This is a genomic window from Frateuria sp. (assembly GCF_035695185.1).
Taxonomy (GTDB): Bacteria; Pseudomonadota; Gammaproteobacteria; order Xanthomonadales; family Rhodanobacteraceae; genus Frateuria_A.
Window position 1 is genome coordinate 1 of record NZ_DASSES010000162.1, and the last position, 20446, is coordinate 20446.

At 70.2% G+C, this 20446-nt stretch carries 20 protein-coding genes; 17 read left to right on the forward strand and 3 right to left on the reverse strand.

Going from position 1 to position 20446, the window contains the following annotated elements; genetic code table 11:
- The coding region (locus tag VFH59_RS13160) for a PAS domain S-box protein (protein ID WP_325165361.1) at positions 1-971 on the reverse strand (971 nt) is incomplete at its 3' end.
- 141 nt (positions 972-1112) lie between these two features.
- On the reverse strand, positions 1113-1538 hold the full coding sequence (locus VFH59_RS13165; RefSeq protein WP_325165362.1) for a response regulator: 426 nt from the start codon (positions 1536-1538) through the stop codon (positions 1113-1115).
- Between the two features lie 354 nt (positions 1539-1892).
- Between VFH59_RS13165 and VFH59_RS13170 the strand changes: the two genes are divergently transcribed.
- The 16 genes from VFH59_RS13170 to VFH59_RS13245 all read left to right on the forward strand — a co-directional run bounded on the left by VFH59_RS13170 (position 1893) and on the right by VFH59_RS13245 (position 19233).
- Positions 1893-2612 (forward strand): gluconate 2-dehydrogenase subunit 3 family protein, encoded by a 720-nt coding sequence (locus VFH59_RS13170; RefSeq protein WP_325165363.1) that lies wholly within the window; start codon positions 1893-1895, stop codon positions 2610-2612.
- Positions 2612-4372 (forward strand): GMC family oxidoreductase, encoded by a 1761-nt coding sequence (locus tag VFH59_RS13175; RefSeq protein WP_325165364.1) that lies wholly within the window; start codon positions 2612-2614, stop codon positions 4370-4372. Before VFH59_RS13170 ends, VFH59_RS13175 begins: the two co-directional genes overlap by 1 nt.
- The gene (locus VFH59_RS13180; protein WP_325165365.1) at positions 4369-5655 is read left to right on the forward strand and encodes a cytochrome c; all 1287 of its coding nucleotides are present in this window, start codon (positions 4369-4371) and stop codon (positions 5653-5655) included. Before VFH59_RS13175 ends, VFH59_RS13180 begins: the two co-directional genes overlap by 4 nt.
- A gap of 273 nt (positions 5656-5928) precedes the next feature.
- Entirely contained in the window at positions 5929-6576 is a 648-nt protein-coding gene (locus tag VFH59_RS13185; RefSeq protein ID WP_325165366.1) for a cytochrome c3 family protein, read from the forward strand.
- Complete coding sequence (locus tag VFH59_RS13190) at positions 6564-9494, forward strand: TAT-variant-translocated molybdopterin oxidoreductase (protein WP_325165367.1); 2931 nt, start codon at positions 6564-6566, stop codon at positions 9492-9494. Before VFH59_RS13185 ends, VFH59_RS13190 begins: the two co-directional genes overlap by 13 nt.
- 217 nt (positions 9495-9711) lie before the next feature.
- Positions 9712-11055: an NrfD/PsrC family molybdoenzyme membrane anchor subunit gene (gene nrfD, locus VFH59_RS13195; RefSeq protein WP_325165368.1), complete on the forward strand. Its 1344-nt coding sequence runs from the start codon at positions 9712-9714 to the stop codon at positions 11053-11055.
- Complete coding sequence (locus VFH59_RS13200; RefSeq protein ID WP_325165369.1) at positions 11052-11588, forward strand: DUF3341 domain-containing protein; 537 nt, start codon at positions 11052-11054, stop codon at positions 11586-11588. The genes nrfD and VFH59_RS13200 overlap by 4 nt, the downstream gene beginning before the upstream one ends.
- A 137-nt stretch (positions 11589-11725) precedes the next feature.
- On the forward strand, positions 11726-12364 hold the full coding sequence (locus tag VFH59_RS13205; protein WP_325165370.1) for a cytochrome c: 639 nt from the start codon (positions 11726-11728) through the stop codon (positions 12362-12364).
- Positions 12361-13431 carry a hypothetical protein gene (locus tag VFH59_RS13210; RefSeq protein WP_325165371.1) on the forward strand — a complete coding sequence of 357 codons (1071 nt, stop codon included), beginning with the start codon at positions 12361-12363 and terminating at the stop codon, positions 13429-13431. The genes VFH59_RS13205 and VFH59_RS13210 overlap by 4 nt, the downstream gene beginning before the upstream one ends.
- Positions 13428-13790, forward strand: a complete 363-nt coding sequence (locus tag VFH59_RS13215) for a hypothetical protein (RefSeq protein WP_325165372.1) — start codon at positions 13428-13430, stop codon at positions 13788-13790. Before VFH59_RS13210 ends, VFH59_RS13215 begins: the two co-directional genes overlap by 4 nt.
- Complete coding sequence (locus VFH59_RS13220; RefSeq protein WP_325165373.1) at positions 13787-14656, forward strand: SCO family protein; 870 nt, start codon at positions 13787-13789, stop codon at positions 14654-14656. The genes VFH59_RS13215 and VFH59_RS13220 overlap by 4 nt, the downstream gene beginning before the upstream one ends.
- The gene (gene coxB, locus VFH59_RS13225; protein ID WP_325165374.1) at positions 14653-15585 is read left to right on the forward strand and encodes a cytochrome c oxidase subunit II; all 933 of its coding nucleotides are present in this window, start codon (positions 14653-14655) and stop codon (positions 15583-15585) included. Before VFH59_RS13220 ends, coxB begins: the two co-directional genes overlap by 4 nt.
- A complete protein-coding gene (gene ctaD, locus VFH59_RS13230) occupies positions 15572-17170 on the forward strand; it encodes a cytochrome c oxidase subunit I (RefSeq protein ID WP_325165375.1) in 1599 nt (532 codons plus the stop codon). The genes coxB and ctaD overlap by 14 nt, the downstream gene beginning before the upstream one ends.
- Positions 17167-17814: a cytochrome c oxidase subunit 3 gene (locus VFH59_RS13235; protein ID WP_325165376.1), complete on the forward strand. Its 648-nt coding sequence runs from the start codon at positions 17167-17169 to the stop codon at positions 17812-17814. The genes ctaD and VFH59_RS13235 overlap by 4 nt, the downstream gene beginning before the upstream one ends.
- A complete protein-coding gene (locus VFH59_RS13240) occupies positions 17811-18146 on the forward strand; it encodes a cytochrome C oxidase subunit IV family protein (protein WP_325165377.1) in 336 nt (111 codons plus the stop codon). The genes VFH59_RS13235 and VFH59_RS13240 overlap by 4 nt, the downstream gene beginning before the upstream one ends.
- 121 nt (positions 18147-18267) lie before the next feature.
- On the forward strand, positions 18268-19233 hold the full coding sequence (locus tag VFH59_RS13245) for a sensor domain-containing diguanylate cyclase (protein ID WP_325165378.1): 966 nt from the start codon (positions 18268-18270) through the stop codon (positions 19231-19233).
- Positions 19234-19282: 49 nt separating this feature from the next.
- Here VFH59_RS13245 and VFH59_RS13250 read toward each other — a convergent pair whose 3' ends face one another.
- Positions 19283-20152, reverse strand: a complete 870-nt coding sequence (locus tag VFH59_RS13250; RefSeq protein WP_325165379.1) for a LysR family transcriptional regulator — start codon at positions 20150-20152, stop codon at positions 19283-19285.
- A 103-nt stretch (positions 20153-20255) separates the two neighbouring features.
- Here VFH59_RS13250 and VFH59_RS13255 point away from each other — a divergent pair.
- The coding region (locus tag VFH59_RS13255) for an isochorismatase family protein (RefSeq protein ID WP_325165380.1) at positions 20256-20446 on the forward strand (191 nt) is incomplete at its 3' end.

The window sequence follows — 20446 nt, forward strand, 5'->3', positions numbered from 1 at the left end:
GTGAGCGTGGCGGCGCGCTTGGCCGAATCCAGCGCGTTGCCGAGGAAGCGACCCACGTCCTGGCGACCGCTGGCCAGGCGCATCTCGACCACTTCGAGCGAGCCGATGATGCCCTGCAGCAGGTTGTTGAAGTCGTGCGCCATGCCGCCGGTGAGCTGGCCGAGCGCCTCGATCTTCTGCGACTGGAACAGCTGCGCGCGGGTCTCCTCCAGGTGCCGCTCGGCCTCCACGCGCGCGGTGATGTCGCGGGTGATCTTGGCGAAACCCAGCAGCTGCCCGTCGCTGTCGCGGATCGCGTCGATCGCGATCTCGGCCATGAAGCGCGAGCCGTCCTTGCGCACCTGCCAGTCCACCACGTCGTACCGGCCGCTCTCGCTGGCGATGGTCATCGCGGTCTGTGCCACCAGCGGGTTGACGAAGAACTGCGACAGCGGTCGTCCGATGATCTCGGCGGCGGGGTAGCCCTTGATGCGCTCGGCGCCGGTGTTCCAGTCGGTGACCACGCCTTCGGCGTCGAGCATGCAGATGGCGCAGTCGGTGACGCCGTCGACGAACAGGCGGAAGCGCCGCTCCACCTCGCGCAGGCGCTGTTCGGTCAGGCGCCGCTCGGTGATGTCGCGGGTGACCATGGCGAAGCCGAGCAGGTGACCCTGTTCGTCGCGCACCGCGTCGCACACCACGTGTGCCCAGAAGCGGCTGCCGTCGCGGCGCAGCCGTTGGGCCTCCTCCTGGAAGCGGCCATGGGCGGCGGCCATGTGCAGGATCAGCTCCGGGCGGCCGCCGGCACGCTCTTCCTCGGTATGCAGCAGGGCGAAGGCGCGACCGACGATGTCGGGGGCGCGATAGCCATGGACCTGCTCGGCGCCGGCGTTCCAGCTGCGGATACGGCCCTGTGGATCGACCATGAAGATGGCGTAGTCCAGGATGGACTGCACCAGCAACTGGTAGGAATTGGACCCGCTCGTATCCATGCCACCGTCCTTGCACAGCAAGCACCGCGCCACGGCCGTCCATGACGGTGTCATCGGCATGCATTTCCCGGACAAAAGGATGACGGTCGCAGCACGACCGCTTCCCGACTGACCAGCCTCAACCGAACCTACCTCATGCGGCTAGCGAGATAAACCGGGATACGGCGGCCGGCCCCCGTCGGCGACGGCACAGGCGCGGGCGTTCTTGGCGCGCGCGTCGGCAATCGCCGCCAGCAGGGCCTTGCGGTCGTACGGCTTGGGCAGGAACGTCGCGGTCGGACCCAGCCGCTCGCTGGAGGCTTCCGGATCGCCCGAGATCACCACCACCGCCGCGTTCGAGCCGCGCCGGCGCAGTTCCTCGGTCATGCTGATGCCGTCCTGGCCGCCACCGATGTTGACGTCGGTGACGATCACCCCGATGCCCGGCTGTTCGTCCATCAGCCGGATGCCGCTACTGGCGTCGCGCGCGGAGAGCACCTGGTAGCCGGCCGCGTCGAGCAGCAGCGCCATGACTTCGCGCGTGTCCGAGTCGTCTTCCACCAGCAACACAAGGTTGTCCTTCGACATGACCCCTCCCACACGCTCGCACGGCCAGAACCGTGAATCCTGACCACACACAAGTGACGGAAGCGTGCAGGCTAAAGCATTGCTGCGTCAAGCATTAAGCATGCGATCTTCGGTCCGTGGTTCACAAATGTTCACTGCTCGTGCAACGCAGCCACGTTGCGCAGGCTGCTATCGCAACCCTTAGGAAATCGTTGCCCCGCCGTCAACGGTCCCATCGATATCGCGACGCAGCTCAAGTTGTTGATCAGAAACGCAAAATATTGCGCCGTGCGGCCACCCGATCTTCACCCGGTTGACGCCGGCCCTTCACCGTCGGCTGCCTAGGCTCGTCCTTTCGGCGACGAGGGAGATGCGGTGGTGGACCACGATGCGGCACGACGGGATTTCCTGAGGCTCGTCGGCGTGGCGCTACCCGCCGGCATGGTGCTGTGCGCCTGCGGAGGCAATGGCACCAGTGCGCACGGCGGCACCTCGAACGCCTATTTTGCGCCGGAGGAAATGGATTTCATCAAGGCCGCCACCGCGCGGTTGATTCCCACCGATGCGCTCGGCCCCGGTGCCGACAAGGCCGGCGTGCCCACCTTCCTCGATCTGCAGCTGGCGGGTCCGTACGGGCGCGCCGAGCGCTGGTATATGCAGGGGCCGTGGCCGCGCGGCATCAGTGGCCAGGGCTACCAGCTGCGCTACACGCCCGCGCAGCTCTATCGCCAGGCCATCGCCGGCATCGACCGGCACTGTCGCGCGCAGTACCAGCACCCCTTCGCCATGCTCACCGCCGACCGGCAGGACGACGTGCTGCACGCGCTGCAGGACGGCAAGGTCGACCTGGGCGACGTGCCCTCCCAGACCTTCTTCAACCTGCTGTGGCAGAACACCCAGGAAGGCTTCCTGGCCGATCCGGCCTATGGCGGCAACCGCGACTTCGCGGGCTGGAAGCTGATCGGCTTCCCCGGACCCCGCTACAACTACGTGCGCGAGATCGGCGAATACGGCAAACCCTACCAGCAGCCCTACGTGAGCCTGATCGGCCGCGCCCCGGACGCGGCGTTGGCGCATGCTCCGGAGGCGTCCTGATGGCGCGGCGGATGCCGCCGGTGGACGTGGTGCTGGTCGGCTTCGGCTGGACCGCCTCGATCATCGCGCAGGAACTGACCGACGCCGGCGTGCAGGTGCTGGCGCTCGAGCGCGGCGCGTGGCGCGACACCGTGCCGGACTTCGCCACCGACCATATCCAGGACGAGCTGCGCTACGCGGTGCGCAAGCAGATCTTCGAAGCGCCCGAGCGCGAAACGATGACCTTCCGCAACAACGCCGGCCAGACCGCGTTGCCGATGCGCCACCTCGGCTCGTTCCTGCCGGCCGCCGGCGTCGGTGGCGCGGGTGTGCACTGGAACGGGCAGTGCTGGCGCTTCCTGCCGCAGGACTTCCAGATCCGCACGCACACCGAGCAGCGCTACGGCAAGGGCTTCGTGCCGGCGGACATGAACCTGCAGGACTGGGGGGTCACCTATGACGACCTGGAGCCGCATTACGACCGCTTCGAATATCTCTGCGGCGTCTCCGGCCAGGCCGGCAACGTCAATGGCCAGCTGGTCGCCGGCGGCAATCCCTTCGAGGGCGCGCGCAAGCGCGGCTATCCGCTGCCGCCACTGGAACGCAGCGCCTCCACCGTGCTGTTCGACAAGGCCGCGCGCGACGTGGGCTTCAGGCCGTTCCCGTGCCCGGCCGCCAATGCCTCGCGCCCCTACCGCAACCCGTTGGGCGTGCAGATGGGCCAGTGCACCTACTGCGGCTATTGCGAATGGTTCGGCTGCGGCAACTACTCCAAGGCCAGCCCGCAGACGACCATCCTCCCGGTGCTGCTGCAGAAGGACAACTTCCGCTTCAAGACCCACTGCGCGGTCACCCGAGTCAACACCGACCCGACCGGCAAGCGCGCCACCGGCGTTACCTACGTGGATGTCGACGGGAACGAGATCGAGCAGCCGGCACAGATGGTGGTGCTGTGCGCCTTCGCCCACCACAACGTGCACCTGTTGCTGGTATCGAAGATCGGCCAGCCCTACGACCCGGTCTCCAACACCGGCGTGGTCGGGCGCAACTACGCCTACCAGATCACCTCCTCGGTGGACGTGTTCCAGAAGGAACGGCTCAACCCGTTCATGGGCGCCGGCGCGCTGGGCCAGGCGATCGACGAGTTCAACGGCGACAACTTCGACCATGGCCCGCACGGCTTCGTCGGCGGCGGCTACATCGCGTTGTGGCAGACCGGCGGGCGGCCGATCCTGCAGCACTACCTGCCCAAGGACGCGCCCACCTGGGGCGCGGGCTGGAAGAAGGCGATGCGCGAGAACTACCTCACCGCCTGCTCGATCGCCACCCACGGCAGCGTGATGAGCTACCGCTCCAGCTACCTGGACCTGGACCCGACCTGGCGCGACGTCTACGGCAACCCGCTGCTGCGCCTGACCTTCGACTTCCAGCCCAACGAGCTGAAGATGTCGGGCTTCCTCACCGACAAGGCCGCGCAGATCGGCCGTGCGATCCCCGGCGCGACCATCCATGAGAAGAAGCGCCAGGGGCCCTATTCGATCGTGCCCTACCAGACCACCCACAACACCGGCGGCGCGGTGATGGGCGACGACCCGAAGACCTCGGTGGTCAACCGCTACCTGCAGAGCTGGGACGTGCCCAACCTGTGGGTGATGGGAGCCAGCGTGTTCCCGCAGAACGCCGGCTACAACCCGACCGGCACGGTCGGCGCGCTGACCTTCTGGTCGGCCGCGGCGATGAAGCGCTACCTGAAGAACCCCGGCCCGCTGGTGACGGCATGAACGCGTGGGCGCGCGTGGTCGGCACCGGTTGCCTGCTCGGGCTGCTGGCGCTGTGCGCCGCCTGCAGCCACGAACGCAACCCGGCGGCCCCATCGGCGATCAAGCTCGGCGAGCGCATGAGCCCGGGGCCCTGGGGCGAGATCTCGCGCGGCCGCTACCTGGTCCGGGCGGGCGACTGCGAGGCCTGCCACACGGCGCCGGGCGGCCAGCCGTTTGCCGGCGACCGCGCCATTCCGACCCCGTTTGGCACGATCTACTCGAGCAACATCACGCCCGACCCGGAAACCGGCATCGGCCGCTGGACCGACGAGGACTTCTACCGCGCCATGCACGAGGGCATCGACCGCGAGGGCGAGCACCTCTACCCGGCCTTTCCCTACCCCTGGTACACGCGCCTGAGTCGCGACGACGTGCTGGCGATCAAGGCCTACCTGGACACGCGCGCGCCCGTGCGCCAGGACCACCGCCGCAACGCGCTGCCCTGGCCGCTGGACCAGCGCGGCCTGATGGCGCTGTGGAACGGCATGTACTTCGATGCCGGCAGCTTCCAGCCCGACCCGAAGCGCCCGGCGCAGTGGAACCGCGGCGCCTACCTGGTCCAGGGCCTCGGCCACTGCGGCGCCTGCCACAGCGACAAGAACTTCGCCGGCGCCACCGACATGGACGACCCGTTCACCGGCGGCCATGCCGAGAATGCCTACGCGCCGAGCCTGGCCGGCAGCGTCCGTGACGGCCTGGGCAGCTGGACCGGGCAGGACATCGTCCAGTACCTGGGCACCGGCCGTAACGGTCGCACCGCAGCAGCCGGACCGATGGCCGAGGTGATCGAGCAGTCGACGCAGTACCTGAGCAAGCCGGACCTCGAGGCCATCGCCGTCTACCTCAAGAGCCTGCCGGCGCCGAAGGACACGTCGGTGGCCAGTGTCGACAAGGACACCCTCGACCGCGGCGCCGCGCTCTACCTGGACAACTGCCAGGGCTGCCACCTGAAGCAAGGCCAGGGCGAGATCGGTGCGTTCCCGCCGCTGCGCCAGAGCTCGGCCGTGCAGGCGGCCAGCGCCGACACGCTGATCGGCGTGATCCTCGAGGGCGCCAGCATTCCCCGGACGACCGCCGAGCCGACCGGGCTGGCAATGCAGGGCTTTGCCGATCACCTGAGCGACGCACAGATCGCCGACCTCACCACCTACATTCGCAACGCCTGGGGCAACCGCGCCGAGGCGGTCGACCCCGGTCACGTGCGGGACCTGCGCGAGACCCTGCGCGAATCGCCGGGCGGTTGACGCGTTGCTCGCTCGCCTTCGCTCTGCTCCCCCTCGCGGGAGAGGGCGGGATGAGGGGCCGGGGGAGGATTTTTGTGGAGGGTCGCGCAAGCGTGGCCCCTCCCCTCAATTCCCTCCGACAAGCGCAGCCCGGGGCTCACTCCGGAGAGGGGAGAGGAGGCGAAGGCGCGGCTTTGCGCCCCGTCATGGGAAAACGCGGCCGCATGCGCTTCACGCCGTCCCTGCCATGGTGGCCGGCGAACGCTCGCTTGAAAGGAACCCCACGAGAGGGCGATGACCCAGATCTTCCATCCGCGCTTCGGCCTGTTCGTCAAGCTCACCCTGCTGGCCGTGCTGGTGCTGGCCAGCGCCGCGGTGCTGGCGTGGCGCGGATGGACCAACGAACCGCACCGCGTCGGCGAGGCGGTGGAGCAGCCGGTGCCCTTCAGTCACAAGCATCACGTCGGCGACGACGGCATCGACTGCCGCTACTGCCACGACACGGTGGAGACCTCCGCCTTCGCCGGCATGCCGCCGATCTCCACCTGCATGACCTGCCACTCCCAGCTGTACACCGACCAGGCCATGCTCCGCCCCGTGGTCGAAAGCTGGCGGCGTGGCGTGGCCCTGCACTGGCAGCGCGTGCACCAGCTGCCGGACTTCGTCTACTTCGACCATTCGATCCATGTCGCCAAGGGCGTCGGCTGTGAGAGCTGCCATGGCCGCGTCGACCGCATGCCGCTGACCATGCGTACCCGGTCGCTGTCGATGCAGTGGTGCCTGGACTGCCACCGCGCGCCGCAGAACTACCTGCGCCCGCGCGCGCAGGAATTCGCGATGGGATGGCAGGCCGACGACCAGGAAAAGCTCGGTCTGGCGCTGATCAAGCGCTACCGCATCGACACCCGGCGCCTGACGGACTGCTCGGTATGCCACCGCTGAGCGGGCCCCTCGACGATCTGCGCGCGCGCCTGGCCGGCGCGCGCGGTCCGCATTTCTGGCGTGCACTGGAAGAACTGGTCGAACAGCCGGCCTGGCGCCGCCGCCTGCACGACGCCTTCCCGCAGCTCTCCCGGCTGGAACCGCAGCTCGACCGCCGTGGCTTCCTCAAACTGCTCGGTGCCTCGCTCGCGCTGGCCGGCCTGGGCGCCTGCAGCCGCCCGCCGCAGGAGGAGATCGTGCCGTGGGTGCGCCGGCCCGACCAGCTGCCGCCGGAACTGCCGCGCTTCTACGCCAGCGCACTGGCCTGCGCGGGCGAGGTTGCCGGCGTGCTGGTCGAGGCCCACCAGGGCCGGCCGACCAAGATCGAGGGCAACCCGGCGCACCCGGCGAGCCTCGGCGCGACCACGCCGGCTATGCAGGCGGCGGTGCTGGAGTTGTGGGACCCGGACCGCTCGCAGGCGCCGCTCCGTGACGGGCTGGCGTCCAGCTGGGATGCCTTTGCCGACGAGGTCCGCACGCTCACCAGGCGCTTCGCCCATGACGGCCGCGGCCTGCACGTGCTGAGCGGGCGGCTCGATTCCCCCACGCTGGCGGCGCAGCGCGAGGCCTGGCTCGCACGGTTTCCCGGCGCGCACTGGCACCAGTACGAAGCGGTCGACGACGACCATGCGCTGGCCGGCGCCCGGCTGGCCTTCGGCGAACCGTTGCGCGCGCGCTACCACTTCGACCGGGCCCGCGTGATCCTCGCCCTGGAGGCCGACTTCCTCGGCGCGATGCCCGGCATGCTGCGCCACGCGGCCGATTTCGCCACCGGGCGTGATCCGCAGTCGGACGCCTTCAGCCGGCTGTACGTGGTGGAAGCCTCGCCGACGCTCACCGGCGCCAAGGCCGACCACCGCTGGGCGCTGGGGTCCGCGCACATCGGCATGTTCGCGCTGGAGCTCGGCGAACTGCTCGGCGTGCCGGACGTGCGCGCCAGCCAGTCGAGCGGCATGTCGGCGCGCCGCCTGCGGGCACTGGCGCGGGACCTGGATGCGCAGCACGGCAGTTCGCTGGTGCTGGCCGGGCGCACGCAGCCGCCGTGGGTGCATGCGCTCGCGCACCTGCTCAACGAGGCGCTGGGCAACGTCGACCACACGGTGGAGTACTACGCGCCGCCGGAACCGTGGGAGTCCTCGGCGCAGGGCCTGCACGAGCTCACCGGGGCGATGGCCGCCGGCCGCGTGGACACGCTGCTGGTGCTCGACGGCAATCCGGCGTATGCCACGCCGGTGGATGCGGCGTTCGCGGAGTCCCTGGCCAAGGTGCCGCACTCGATTCACTTGGGCCTCTATCGCGACGAGACCGGGCGCGCCTGCCGGTGGCACCTGCCGCAAACGCACGCGCTGGAAGCGTGGTCGGACCTGCGCGCCGCCGACGGCACGGCCAGCGTGGTGCAGCCGGTGATCGCGCCGCTCTATGACAGCCGCAGTGCGCACGAGCTGCTGGCGCTGTTCCTGGGTGACCTGCAGAGCCCGCGTGCGCGCGTGCAGGCCACCTGGCAAGCCGATGCCGGCGCATGGACGGCCCTCCTGCAGGGCGGCGTGATCCCGCACAGCGCGCCCCCGTCGCAGCATCGGCGGGTCGACCGCGGTTTCCTGGCACGACTCCCGGCGCGCGCGGACGAGGCAGGCCTCGAGCTGCTGTTCGCCCCCGACCCGACCGTGTGGGACGGCCGCTACGCCAACAACGGCTGGCTGCAGGAGTTGCCCAAGCCGCTGACCACGCTGACCTGGAGCAACGTGGCGCTGGTCAGCCCGGAGCTCGCGCTTGCCCATGACCTGAAGAATGGCGATGCGCTCGAACTGCGCGTCGACGGTCGCCACGCCCAGGCGCCGGTATGGGTGATGCCGGGCCAGGCGGCGCGCAGCGTCACCGTCTACCTCGGCTACGGCCGCCGCCACGCCGGCCGCGTGGGCGGGCACCTCGGCTTCGACGCCTACGCCCTGCGCCGCCGGGACGCGCCCTGGCGCAGCGAGGGCCTGCGCGTCAATCGCACCGGTGCGCGCTACCCGCTCGCCACCACCCAGCGCCACCACGCGATGGAAGGCCGCGCGCCGGTGCGCGCCGCCACGCTGGACACCTACCGCGACGATCCGGCGTTCGCCCAGGGGCAGGCGCAACCTCCGCCCAGCCTCTACCCGGACCGCCCACCCGGCCAGTACGCGTGGGCGATGAGCGTGGACCTCAACGCCTGCATCGGCTGTGGCGCCTGCACCATCGCCTGCCAGGCGGAGAACAACATTCCCGTGGTCGGCGCGGAGGAAGTCGCGCGCGGCCGCGAGATGCACTGGATCCGGGTCGACCGCTACTACGAGGGCGACGCGCGCGCCCCGCGCATCCACCACCAGCCGGTCCCGTGCATGCACTGCGAGCACGCGCCGTGCGAGCTGGTCTGCCCGGTCGGCGCCACCGTGCACGATGCCGAGGGCCTCAACGTGCAGGTCTACAACCGCTGCGTGGGCACGCGCTTCTGTTCCAACAACTGCCCGTACAAGGTGCGCCGCTTCAATTTCCTGCAGTACAGCGACCTCTCCACCGAAACGCTGAAGGCACAGCGCAATCCGGACGTCTCGGTACGCAACCGCGGTGTCATGGAGAAGTGCACCTATTGCATCCAGCGCATCGAGACCGCGCACATCGCCGCCGACCGCGAAGGCCGCCGCATCGCCGACGGCGAGGTGCTGACCGCCTGCCAGGCCGTGTGCCCGACCCGGGCGATCGTGTTCGGCGACCAGCAGGACCCGGCCAGCGCGGTCAGCCGGCAGAAGGCCTCGCCGCGGAACTACACCTTGCTGGAAGAGCTCAACACGCGTCCGCGCACCACCTACCTGGCCGCGATCCGCAATCCGCATCCCGCGCTGGAGGACGACGCATGAGCGCGCTCCCCCACGCTTGCCTGGGCGTCGCTCCCTCTCCCCGCCGGGGAGAGGGTTGGGGTGAGGGGCCGGGGCTCGCCCGGAACGTCGGTTTTCTGCGTGGCTTTTTTTCGGGCGCATGGCTGCGAACAAGTCTCCCCGCAAGCCTTGCCCCCTCACCCCAGCCCTCTCCCCGGCGGGGAGAGGGCGCCATGTCGGCGGGCGTGGGGGCATCTGCATGACGGCCCCGTTGCTCGCCCCCCGCGAAACCCACGCCTCGATCACCGACAAGGTGAGCGACATCGTGCTCGAGCGCCCGACCGGCCGGCTGTGGCTGCTCGCCTTCGCGCTGTCGTTCGTACTCACTGCCTGGCTCGGCGCCGGCATCGTCTGGCTGCTGGCCCGGGGCGTGGGGATCTGGGGCCTGGACGTCCCGGTGGCCTGGGCCTTCGCCATCGCCGATTACGTCTGGTGGATCGCCATCGGCATGGCCGGCACCTTCATCTCCGGCGGCCTGTACCTGGCGCGCCAGGGCTGGCGCAACGCGCTCAACCGCTATGCCGAGGCAATGACCGTGTTCGCGGTCTCGGTGTCCGGCATCTTCCCGATCCTGCACCTGGGCCGGCCGTGGTTCTTCTACTGGCTGGCGCCCTACCCGGACCGCATGGGCGTGTGGCCGCAGTGGCGCAGTTCGCTGTTCTGGGACTTCTCCGCGATCGTGGCCTACCTGCTCGTCTCGGTCCTGTACTTCTACGTCGGCCTGATCCCCGACCTGGCCACGCTGCGCGACCGCGCCCGCACGCGCGGCAAGCAGATCTTCTACGGACTGCTGGCGGCCGGTTGGCGCGGCGAGGCGCGGCACTGGCAGCGCTTCGAGACGCTCAACCTGTTGCTGGCGGCGATGGCCGTGCCGCTGGTGTTCTCGGTGCACTCGATGGTCGCGCTGGATTTCTCCGAAGGCCTGCTGCCGGGCTGGCATTCGACCATCTTCCCGCCGTTCTTCGTCGCCGGTGCGCTGTTCTCCGGCTTCGGCATGGCGCTGGTGCTGGGCCTGCCGCTGCGCCGCTTCTTCGATCTGGGCGACTTCATCACCGAGCGACACATCGCCAACCTGGCCAAGCTGATGCTGGCGGCGGGCCTGTTCGTCGACTACAGCTACGCCTCGGAGCTGTTCAACGCCTTCTACAGCGGCGACCGCTACGAGGTCGCGCATGCCATGCAGGAACTGACCGGCGCCTATGCCTGGGTGTACTGGACGATCATCGGCTGCAACGTGGTGGCGATCCAGGCGCTCTGGTCCGCGCGCGTGCGGCGCAACCACGCCGCGCTGTTCGTGATCGCCCTGCTGGTACTGATCGGCATGTGGTTCGAGCGCTTCGAACTGATCGTCGGCAGCCTGTACCACGACTTCCTGCCGTCCAGCTGGGGCATGTTCTATCCGACCTTCTGGGACATCACCTTCCTGGCTGGCTCGATCGGACTGTTCTTGCTGCTGTTTCTGCTGTTCGTGCGGCTGCTGCCGATGCTGCCGATGTTCGAGCTGCGCAAGCTGCGTGCGCGGCTGGACCGGGAGGCTGCATGAACACGGCGAACGAACAGGGCTGGTTGGCCCGCTTCGAGGATGCCGGCGCGCTGCTGCTGGCGGTGCACGAACTGCGTGGCCGCGGCTATACGCAACTGGAGGCCTATACGCCTTACCCGGTCGAAGGCCTGACCCAGGCATTGGGGCCGATGCGCAACCGCATCCCGTTGCTGGTGTTGCTTGGTGGGCTGGCCGGGGGCTTCGGCACGCTCTTTCTCCAGTGGTACGCCTCGGTGATCGACTACCCGATCAACGTCGGCGGGCGGCCCAACGCGAGCTGGCCGGCCTTCATCCCCGCCGCGCTGGAGATGACCATCCTGTTCGCCGCGCTGTTCGGCATCGCAGGCATGTTCTTCGCCAATGGCCTGCCGCGGCTCAACCATCCGCTGTTCGGCGTGCCGGGCTTCGAGGCGGCCAGCCGCGACGGCTTCTTCGTCTGGCTGCGCGCGGACGACCCGTGCTTCGACGCGGCACGGGCACACGATGACCTCGCGCGGCTGGCGCCGGTCACCATCGACCGGGTGGGGCCATGACGCGTTACCTCACACCCGCGCGACATGGCTCCTCCCCCTGCGTGCAGGGGGAGGCTGGGAGGGGGTGCTGCGCGCCCGCGCGGGACAACCCCTCCCCAACCCTCCCCGGCACGCAGGGGAGGGGGCTGCGGTTCCTGGTGCTGCTGGTCGCTGTGTTCGCGCTCACCGGCTGCGAACAGGCCATGCACGACATGTACGCCCAGCCCAAGTACAAGCCGTTGGCCCCCAGCCCGCTGTTCGCCGACGGCAACAGCGCCCGCACCCCGCCACCGGGCAGCGTGCCGATGGCCCAAGGCGCGGCTGCCGACACGGCCAGCGGCCGCCGTGGGCACATGACACTGCCGCCCGATCCCGGTCCGGCACTGCCGCTGGATGCGCAGGGCCGCAGCCTCGCGCAGGGCGAGGTCGGGGAGCGCCGCTACGCCAATCCGCTGCCGCTCACCCTGGCGCTGCTGGAGCGCGGGCAGGAGCGCTTCGACATCTACTGCGCGCCCTGCCACGGCCGCGCGGGCGACGGCGACGGCATGATCGCCCGGCGCGGCTTCCCGGCGCCGCCGAGCTACCACACCGACCGCCTTCGCCGGGCGCCGGACAGCCACTTCTACCAGGTGATCAGCGACGGCTACGGCGTGATGTACCCGTATGCGGATCGCATCGCCCCCCGCGACCGCTGGGCGATCGTGGCCTACATCCGCGCGTTGCAGCTCTCCCAGCACGCGCCACGCGACCGGCTCACGCCCCAGGATCTCGCACGCCTGCCCGCGGGGGACCGATGAGCCGCCGGTGGCCCCGGGTCGCGCGCGGCGAAGGCATCGCCGCGGCGATCGGCCTGCTCGCGCTGGCCGGCTGCCTGCTGCTGGGCCTGCACGCCCCGCGTCCCGTCCTGCTGTCCTACCTGTTCGCCTGGCTGTTCTGGCTGGCGCCGGCGCTGGGCAGCGTCGGGCTGCTGTTGATCCATGCGCTGACCGGCGGCGACTGGGGCCTCGCATTGCGCCCGGCGCTGCTCGCCGCCAGCCGGCGCCTGCCGCTGATGGCGGTGCTGCTGCTGCCGGTGCTGGCCGGCGCGACGGTACTGTTCCCCTGGGCCGACGCCCGGGCGGTCGATCCGAACCTCGAACACCAGCGCTGGTGGCTCAACGTCCCGTTCTTCCTCGTGCGCGCGGTCATCGTGTTCGGGTTGTGGCTGTGGCTGGCGCACGGAATCCGCCGCCGGCTGGCCACGCCCGCGGCCGGGCGGTTCGCCGCCGGTGGCCTGGTGCTCTACACGCTGGCCGTGTCGGTGGCGGCGGTCGACTGGGTGATGTCGCTGGTGCCGCGCTGGCACTCGACCACGTTCGGCATCCTGGTCGGCAGCGCGCAACTGCTGGCCGCCGCGGGGCTGGCGGTGGGGGTCAGCATGTCGCGGGGCGGTTCGGCCTGGACGGCCAGGCGGCTGAACGACCTGGGCAGTCTCCTGATGGTGCTGGTACTGGCCTGGGGCTACCTGGCCTTCATGGACTACCTGACGGTGTGGATCGCCGACCTGCCGGCGGAAACGGTCTGGTACCTGCCCCGCGTGCAGTCCGGCTGGCGCTGGCTGGGCGTTTTCCTGGTGCTGTTCCACCTGGTGCTGCCGTTCGCCGTGCTGCTTTCGCGCCAGGCCAAGCAGCGCGTGGCATGGCTGGCCGGGGTGGCCCTGTGGCTGTTCATCGCGCAGATCGGCTACGTCGCCTGGCTGGTGCTGCCGGGCCTGCGCGAGCGCGCGCTGGCCTGGAGCGACGCACTGGCGTGGATCGGCATCGGCGGGCTGTGGTGGCTGGGCTATGGCGCACGCCGGCGCGCCGCGCTGGAGCTGGAGCCATGAGCCGGCAGCCGGATTCGCACGAGTCCTACACGGTGGCGGCCGGCGTGCTGCACTGGGCGGCCGCGATCCTGGCGCTCAGCCTGCTGGCGATCGTGCTGCTGGTGTACGTGTGGGCACGCCCGGTGCTGACCGCGGGCGCGGCGCCGGCGCGGCCGATCCCACCGCAACCGCGGCTGCAGCCGGATCCGGCCGTGGACATCGCCGCCGAGCGCGCGCTGCAGCGTTCGCGTCTGCACAGCTACCAATGGGTGGACCCGGCGCACACCGTGGCCCGGATCCCGATCACGCGGGCGATGGCGCTGATCGCCGCGGGGCAGGGCACGCCCGCGTCGGCCGCATCCACGGAGCCTTCGCCATGACCGCGCGTGGCTTCATTCCTGGAAAGGCACCGAGCGTGCGGCCGCGCAGCCCGGTCCTGCATCGCGGGCGCGCGCCGGGGGCGCTCCTGCCGGTGGTGTGGCTGCTCGTGCTGCTGATGCCGGTCGCGCGGGCCACGCGGGCGCCACCGCCACCGGCCGACCTCAGCCAACGCGCGGGCTTCGACCAGCGGCTGGGCGCCGAGGTCCCGATGGACGCGCGCTTCGTCGATGCCGACGGTGCGCCCGTCGACCTGCGCACGCTGGCCGAGGGCAAGCCGCTCCTGCTGGCGCTGGGCTATTACCGCTGCCCCAACCTGTGCGACGTGGTGCTGAACGGCATGGCGCACACGCTGGGCGGACTGGACCTGCGGCCGGGCCGCGACTTCGCCGTCGCGTTCGTCGGCATCGATCCGGCCGAGACGCCCGCGGATGCCCGCCACGCGCAGGCCATGCTCGCGCACCGGCACCCGGACGCCCACGTGCCACGCTGGCACTTCCTCACCGGCGAACCGGCCGCCATCGGCGCGCTCGCCCGGGCGATCGGCTTCCGCTATTTCTACGACGAGCGCCTGCACCAGTACGCCCATGCCGCCGGCCTGGTCGTGGTCACGCCCGACGGCAAGGTGGCGCAGTATTTCTTCGGCGTGTCCTGGCCGCCGGCATCGCTGCGGCTGGCGCTGGTGAACGCCTCGCACGGCGGGCTCGGCAGCCTGGTCGACCGCCTGGTGCTGCTGTGCTGCGGCTACGATCCGACCACCGGTCGCTACAGCCTGGCGATCGGCCGCACCATGCAGGTCCTGGGCGTGGCCTTCGTGCTGGCGCTGGCCGGCGGGTGGCTGTGGTTGCGCAGGAGGAGGCGCGCATGATGCTGCCGCAGGCCTCCACCGTCGCCCCGAACGTCGACCATCTGTTCGACACGCTGCTGGCGCTGTGTGCGCTGGTGGTCGTGGGCGTGTTTACGGTGATGATCGTCTTCTGCGTGAAATACCGCCGCGGCACCGACGCCGTGCGCACGCCGGCGCGGCAGCACCTGGGCGTGGAGTTGACCTGGACGCTGGTGCCCTTCTTCCTGTTCATGGGGATCTTCGGCTGGAGCGTGCACCTGTGGATCCGCTTGCGCACCCCGCCCAAGGACGCCCAGCCGGTCTACGTGGTCGCCAAGCAGTGGATGTGGAAAGTGCAGCACCCGGGCGGCCAGCGCGAGATCGACCAGCTGCACGTGCCGGTCGGCCAGCCGGTCCGCCTGGTGATGACCTCGCAGGACGTGATCCACAGCTTCTACGTGCCGGCCTTCCGGGTGAAGCAGGACGTGCTGCCGGGCCGCTACACGCAGCTGTGGTTCACCGCCACGCAGGCGGGCAGCTACGACCTGTTCTGCGCCGAGTTCTGCGGCACTGATCACTCGCGCATGCGCGGGCGCGTGGTGGCGATGCCGCCGGCGGACTACGCGCGCTGGCTGCACGCGCACCAGGGCACCGGCCTGGCGGCGCAGGGTGCCGACCTGTTCCGGCAGCTTGGCTGCAGCGGTTGCCACGATCCGCAGTCGGGCGTGCACGCGCCCGACCTCTACGACCTCTACGGCCGTACCGTGCCGCTGGCCGACGGTTCGCAGGTGCGCGCCGACGAGCGCTACCTGCACGACTCGATCCTGCTGCCGAAGAAACAGGTCGCCGCCGGCTACGCGCCGATCATGCCCAGCTTCGAGGGCCGCATCGGCGAGGAGGACGTGCTGGCCCTGGTGGCGTACCTGAAGACCCGCACCCACGCGGCGGAGGACCCCGATGAGCACCGTTGAGCCGCGGCTGCCGCGCAGTTATCTGGAAGAGGGCTTCGGCCTGCGCTCGTGGCTGCTGACCCACGACCACAAGCGCATCGGCGTGCTGTACGGCATCGGCATCACCTTCTTCTTCTTCCTCGGTGGCCTGGCCGCCGCGCTGATCCGCTGGGAGCTGGTCACGCCTGCCGGCGACCTGATGAGCGCGGAGACCTACAACAAGGCGTTCACCTTCCACGGCGTGGTGATGGTGTGGTTCTTCCTGATCCCCTCGATCCCGGCCACGCTGGGCAACTTCCTGCTGCCGCTGATGATCGGCGCGCGCGACGTGGCGTTCCCGCGGCTGAACCTGTTCAGCTGGTACCTGTACATGGCCGGCGGCCTGTTCACCCTGGCCTGCCTGGTGCTGGGCGGGGTAGACACCGGCTGGACCTTCTACACGCCGTTCTCGACGATGTTCTCCAACACGCACGTGATCCTGGTCGCCGTCGGCGTGTTCGTGGTCGGCTTCTCCTCGATCTTCACTGGCCTGAACTTCATCGTCACCGTGCACACCATGCGTGCGCCGGGCATGACCTGGATGCGCCTGCCGCTGTTCGTGTGGTCGATGTACGCGGTGGCGCTGGTGATGATCCTGGCCACGCCGGTGCTGGCGATGACGCTGGCGCTCATCGCGCTGGAGCGGTTGTTCGGCGTGGGCATCTTCGACCCCGCGCTGGGCGGCGACCCGCTCCTGTTCCAGCATTTCTTCTGGTTCTACTCGCACCCGGCGGTGTACATCATGATCCTGCCGGCGATGGGCGTGGTCAGCGAGCTGATCACCGCCGGGGCGCGCCGGCGCATCTTCGGCTACCGGTTCATGGTGTACGCGATCATCGGCATCGCGGTAGTCGGCTTCCTGGTCTGGGGCCACCACATGTTCGTGGCCGGACAATCGATGTACGCGAGCATCGTGTTCTCGATCCTCTCCTTCATCATCGCCGTGCCCTCGGCGATCAAGGTCTTCAACTGGACCGCCACGCTGTACAAGGGCGACATCGGCTTCGACGCGCCGATGCTCTACGCGCTGGGCTTCGTCGGCCTGTTCATGCTGGGCGGGCTGACCGGTCTGTTCCTGGCCGCCACCGCGCTGGACGTGAGCCTCACCGACACCTACTTCGTGGTCGCGCACTTCCACTACATCATGGTCGGTGGCGCGGTGATGGCCTACCTGGGTGGCATCCACTTCTGGTGGCCGAAGATCACCGGCCGGCTGTACTCCGAAGCCTGGGCGCGCTTTGCCGCGATCCTGATGTTCTTCGGCTTCAACCTGACCTTCTTCCCGCAGTACATCCTCGGCTGGGAAGGCATGCCGCGGCGCTATCACGAGTACCTGCCGCAGTTCCAGGTATGGAACGTGCTGTCCTCGGCCGGCGCGACGATCCTGGGCGTGGCCTACCTGCTGCCGTTCGGCTACCTCGCCTGGTCGCTGCGCCACGGTGCGCGGGCGGGCCCCAACCCGTGGGACGCGACCGGCCTGGAGTGGCGGACCGGTTCGCCGCCGCCGCTGCACAACTTCGACCGGCCCCCCGAGGTCGACGAAGGCCCCTACGCGTACCGCCGATGAACGCCCACGCCCATCCCGTGCCCGAACAGTTCGACGACCCCGTGCAGCAGCGCGAGGCCGCGACGCTGGGCATGTGGGCGTTCCTGGCCACCGAGATCCTGTTCTTCGGCGTGCTGTTCGCCGGCTACACCTACTGCCGCGTGCTGTTCCCGCAGGCGTTCGCCGCAGCCAGCCGGCATACCGACATGCTGCTGGGCACGATCGAGACCGCGGTGCTGCTGACCAGCAGCTGTGCGGTCGCCCTGTCCGTGCGCGAGGTGCAGCTGGGTGGCCGGCGCATGGCTGTCGCCCTGCTCGGCCTCGCCGCGCTGCTGGGCACCAGCTTCCTGGTGATGCACGGCTTCGAGTACTACGCCGAATACGGCGAAGGGCTGATCCCGGGCATCCACTACACCCAGCAGGGCATCTACGCCCGCGGCATAGAGGTCTTCTACTGCCTGTACTACTTCATCACCGGCTTCCACAGCATCCACGTCGCCGTCGGCGTGGCCCTGATGCTGGCGATGGCCTGGCGCACCTGGCACCGCGCGTTCGACCCCGACTACCACACGCCGCTGGAGCTGACCGCGCTGTACTGGCATCTGGTCGACATCGTGTGGATCTTCGTCTACCCGGTGATCTACCTGGTCGGGAGGGCCGGATGAACCGTTCCGCCGACCGTCCGGTGCGCACCCACCGCAGCGGCCCGCGGCCACCGTCGCTGGCGGGCAACCTGTGGACGCTGCTCGCGCTGCTGGCGTTGCTGGCGCTGAGCGCGGGCAGCGCGATGCTGAAGCTCGGGCCGTTCAATACCGTGGCCAACCTGGGTATCGCGATGGCCAAGGCGCTGCTCGTGCTGACCATCTTCATGCGCCTGAAAACCGACAACGCGCTGCTGCGCATCGTCGCCGGCGTGGGGTTTGCCTGGCTGGCGGTGATGATCGCGCTCTCGCTGGCCGACGTGCTGACGCGCGCGCCGCTGCTGGCACCCTGGTGAATGGTTGGATGGCATGGAACCTGCTTCCCCGCGCGTAGGGGCGATTCATTGGCACGCTGGCACCATCGTGGCAGGCGTCTGCAAGCCCGCCTCTCCGATTGGTCCCGCCGTCCTCCCGCCCATGAGCTCGCCTCGCCAAACCACTTCACCCCCGCCGCTGCCCGCCTTCGGCGGCTTCCGCGAGGCCGCCCAGGCCTGCCTCGGCATGCTGCGTGAACGCACCGGCGTGGGCGCCTGGTACTTCACCCGTGTCGACGGTGGCGACTGGCTGGTGCTGGCGGCCTCGGACGCGTGCTACGGCGTGCGCAACGGCGACGCGCTGCGCTGGGCCGATTCGATTTGCTCGCGCATGGTGCATGGCGGACCATGCGTGGTGCCCGACGTCGGCGCCCACGCGCCCTACGCCGACGCGCCGATCGCCCAGCGCGGCATCGGTGCCTACCTCGGCGTGCCGGCGCAGCTCGACCACGGCGCGGTCGGAACCCTGTGCGGGATCGATCCGCGGCCGGTGCCGGTGGACGTCGAACGCTGGTTGCCGGTGGTGAAGCTGTGCGCGCAGATGCTCGCCACGCTGTGGTGCCACGACGTCGACCTGAAGGAGACCCGGCGTCGTGCCGAGCGCGCGGAACTGGAGGCGATGACCGACCAGATGACCGGCATCTTCAACCGCCGCGGCTGGCGGGAACTGCTCGCGCTGGAGGAGCAGCGCTGCCGCGACGAACACACCACCGCCGGCGTGGTGGTGGTCGACCTGGACCACCTCAAGCAGACCAACGACAGCCAGGGCCACGCCGCGGGCGACGAGCTCATCCGGCGCGCCGCGACCGAAATCCGACGCGCCGTGCGCGCAGTCGACGTGGTGGCGCGCCTGGGCGGCGACGAGTTCGTGGTGCTGGTGCTGGACGTGGGTCCAATCGAACTGGCCCGCCAGGCCGCACGTATCGAGCAGGCCCTGCGCTCCGCCGGGGTCGCCGCCACCCTGGGCTACAGCTGGCGTGGCCCCGATCGCGACCTGGGCGAGGCCTACCGCGAGGCGGACCTGCTGATGCTCGACGCCAAGCGCGGCCGGTACCGCGACGCGTCGTAAAGCCGGCGGCCCGTGCGCCGGCCGATCGGCGGCCGGCAAGGCGCGCGTACTACGCGGCGGCGTCCAGTTGCCGGCCGATCGCCTCGATCAACTGCTCCAGGGCCGTGCGCAGCGGCGCGGGCACGCCGCGGCGCACGCGCGCGCGCAGCTCCAGCATGGGTAGCGGACGCGACGGCTCGACCGGGTGCAGGCGCCCGCGGTGCAGGTCGTCCAGTACCGCGTGACGCGGCAACAACCCCCACGCGGAGCCGTCCGCCAGCCCGCGGCGCACGCCATCGAGCGTGCCGGTGGAGACCAGCCGCAGGGGGAGCGCCTGCCGACGGATCCACTGCGATGCCGCCCCGTGCAGGGCACCCTCCGGATCGGGGACCAGCAGCACCCCCGCATCCGTCGCCGCGCGCGGGGCCTGGCCGCCGCGCAGCAACACCAGCGGCACCGCATGCGCCCGGCCCTCGGCGCGCGCCCGCGGTGTTTCCAGGGTCAGCAGCAAGTCGGCCTGGCCGCGCGCGAAGGACGCCTTCAACGCTTCGCACAGGCCGACGCTGACCTGGATCTCCAGCCCCGGGTGGCTCGCATGGCAGGCCTCCAGTGCGGCCGGCAGCAGATGGGAGCCCACCGACTCGACCGTGCCGATCCGCAGACGCGTGGGCGTGGCCAGCGCGTCGGCACGGGCCCGCTCGGTCGCCTGCAGGATGGCACGCGCATGCGGCAACAGCCGCCGGGCCACCCCGGTCAGCGTGGCGGTGGCGCCGGGGCTGCGTTCGAGCACGGGTTGGCCGAGCGCGCGTTCGAGCGAGAGCAGGGTCTCGGACAGCGTCGACTGCGCCACGCCCAGCTGTCGCGCCGCCTTGCCGACCCCGCCGGCATCGGCAAGCGCTGCAAGCGCGGCGAAGTGCCTGAGTTCGAGTTGCGTTGCCACCCATCGGCCCTGGCGATGACCCGATCGGCATTTTGGAGCGCCCGCAGGCCACCGGCAAGCTGCGCCTCCCCGCCGCAACCGCGGCCTGCCCGGACCCGCACCAATGCAACTGCCCGCCAACACCGCCCTGCTCGTGATCGACGTCCAGGAGGGCTTCCACGACCCCCGCTGGGGCGAGCGCAACAATCCCCAGGCCGAGGCCAACATAGCCCGCCTGCTGGCCGCCTGGCGCACCGCCGGCAGGCCGGTGATCCACGTCCAGCACGACTCCACCGCGCCGGACGGGGCTTTCCG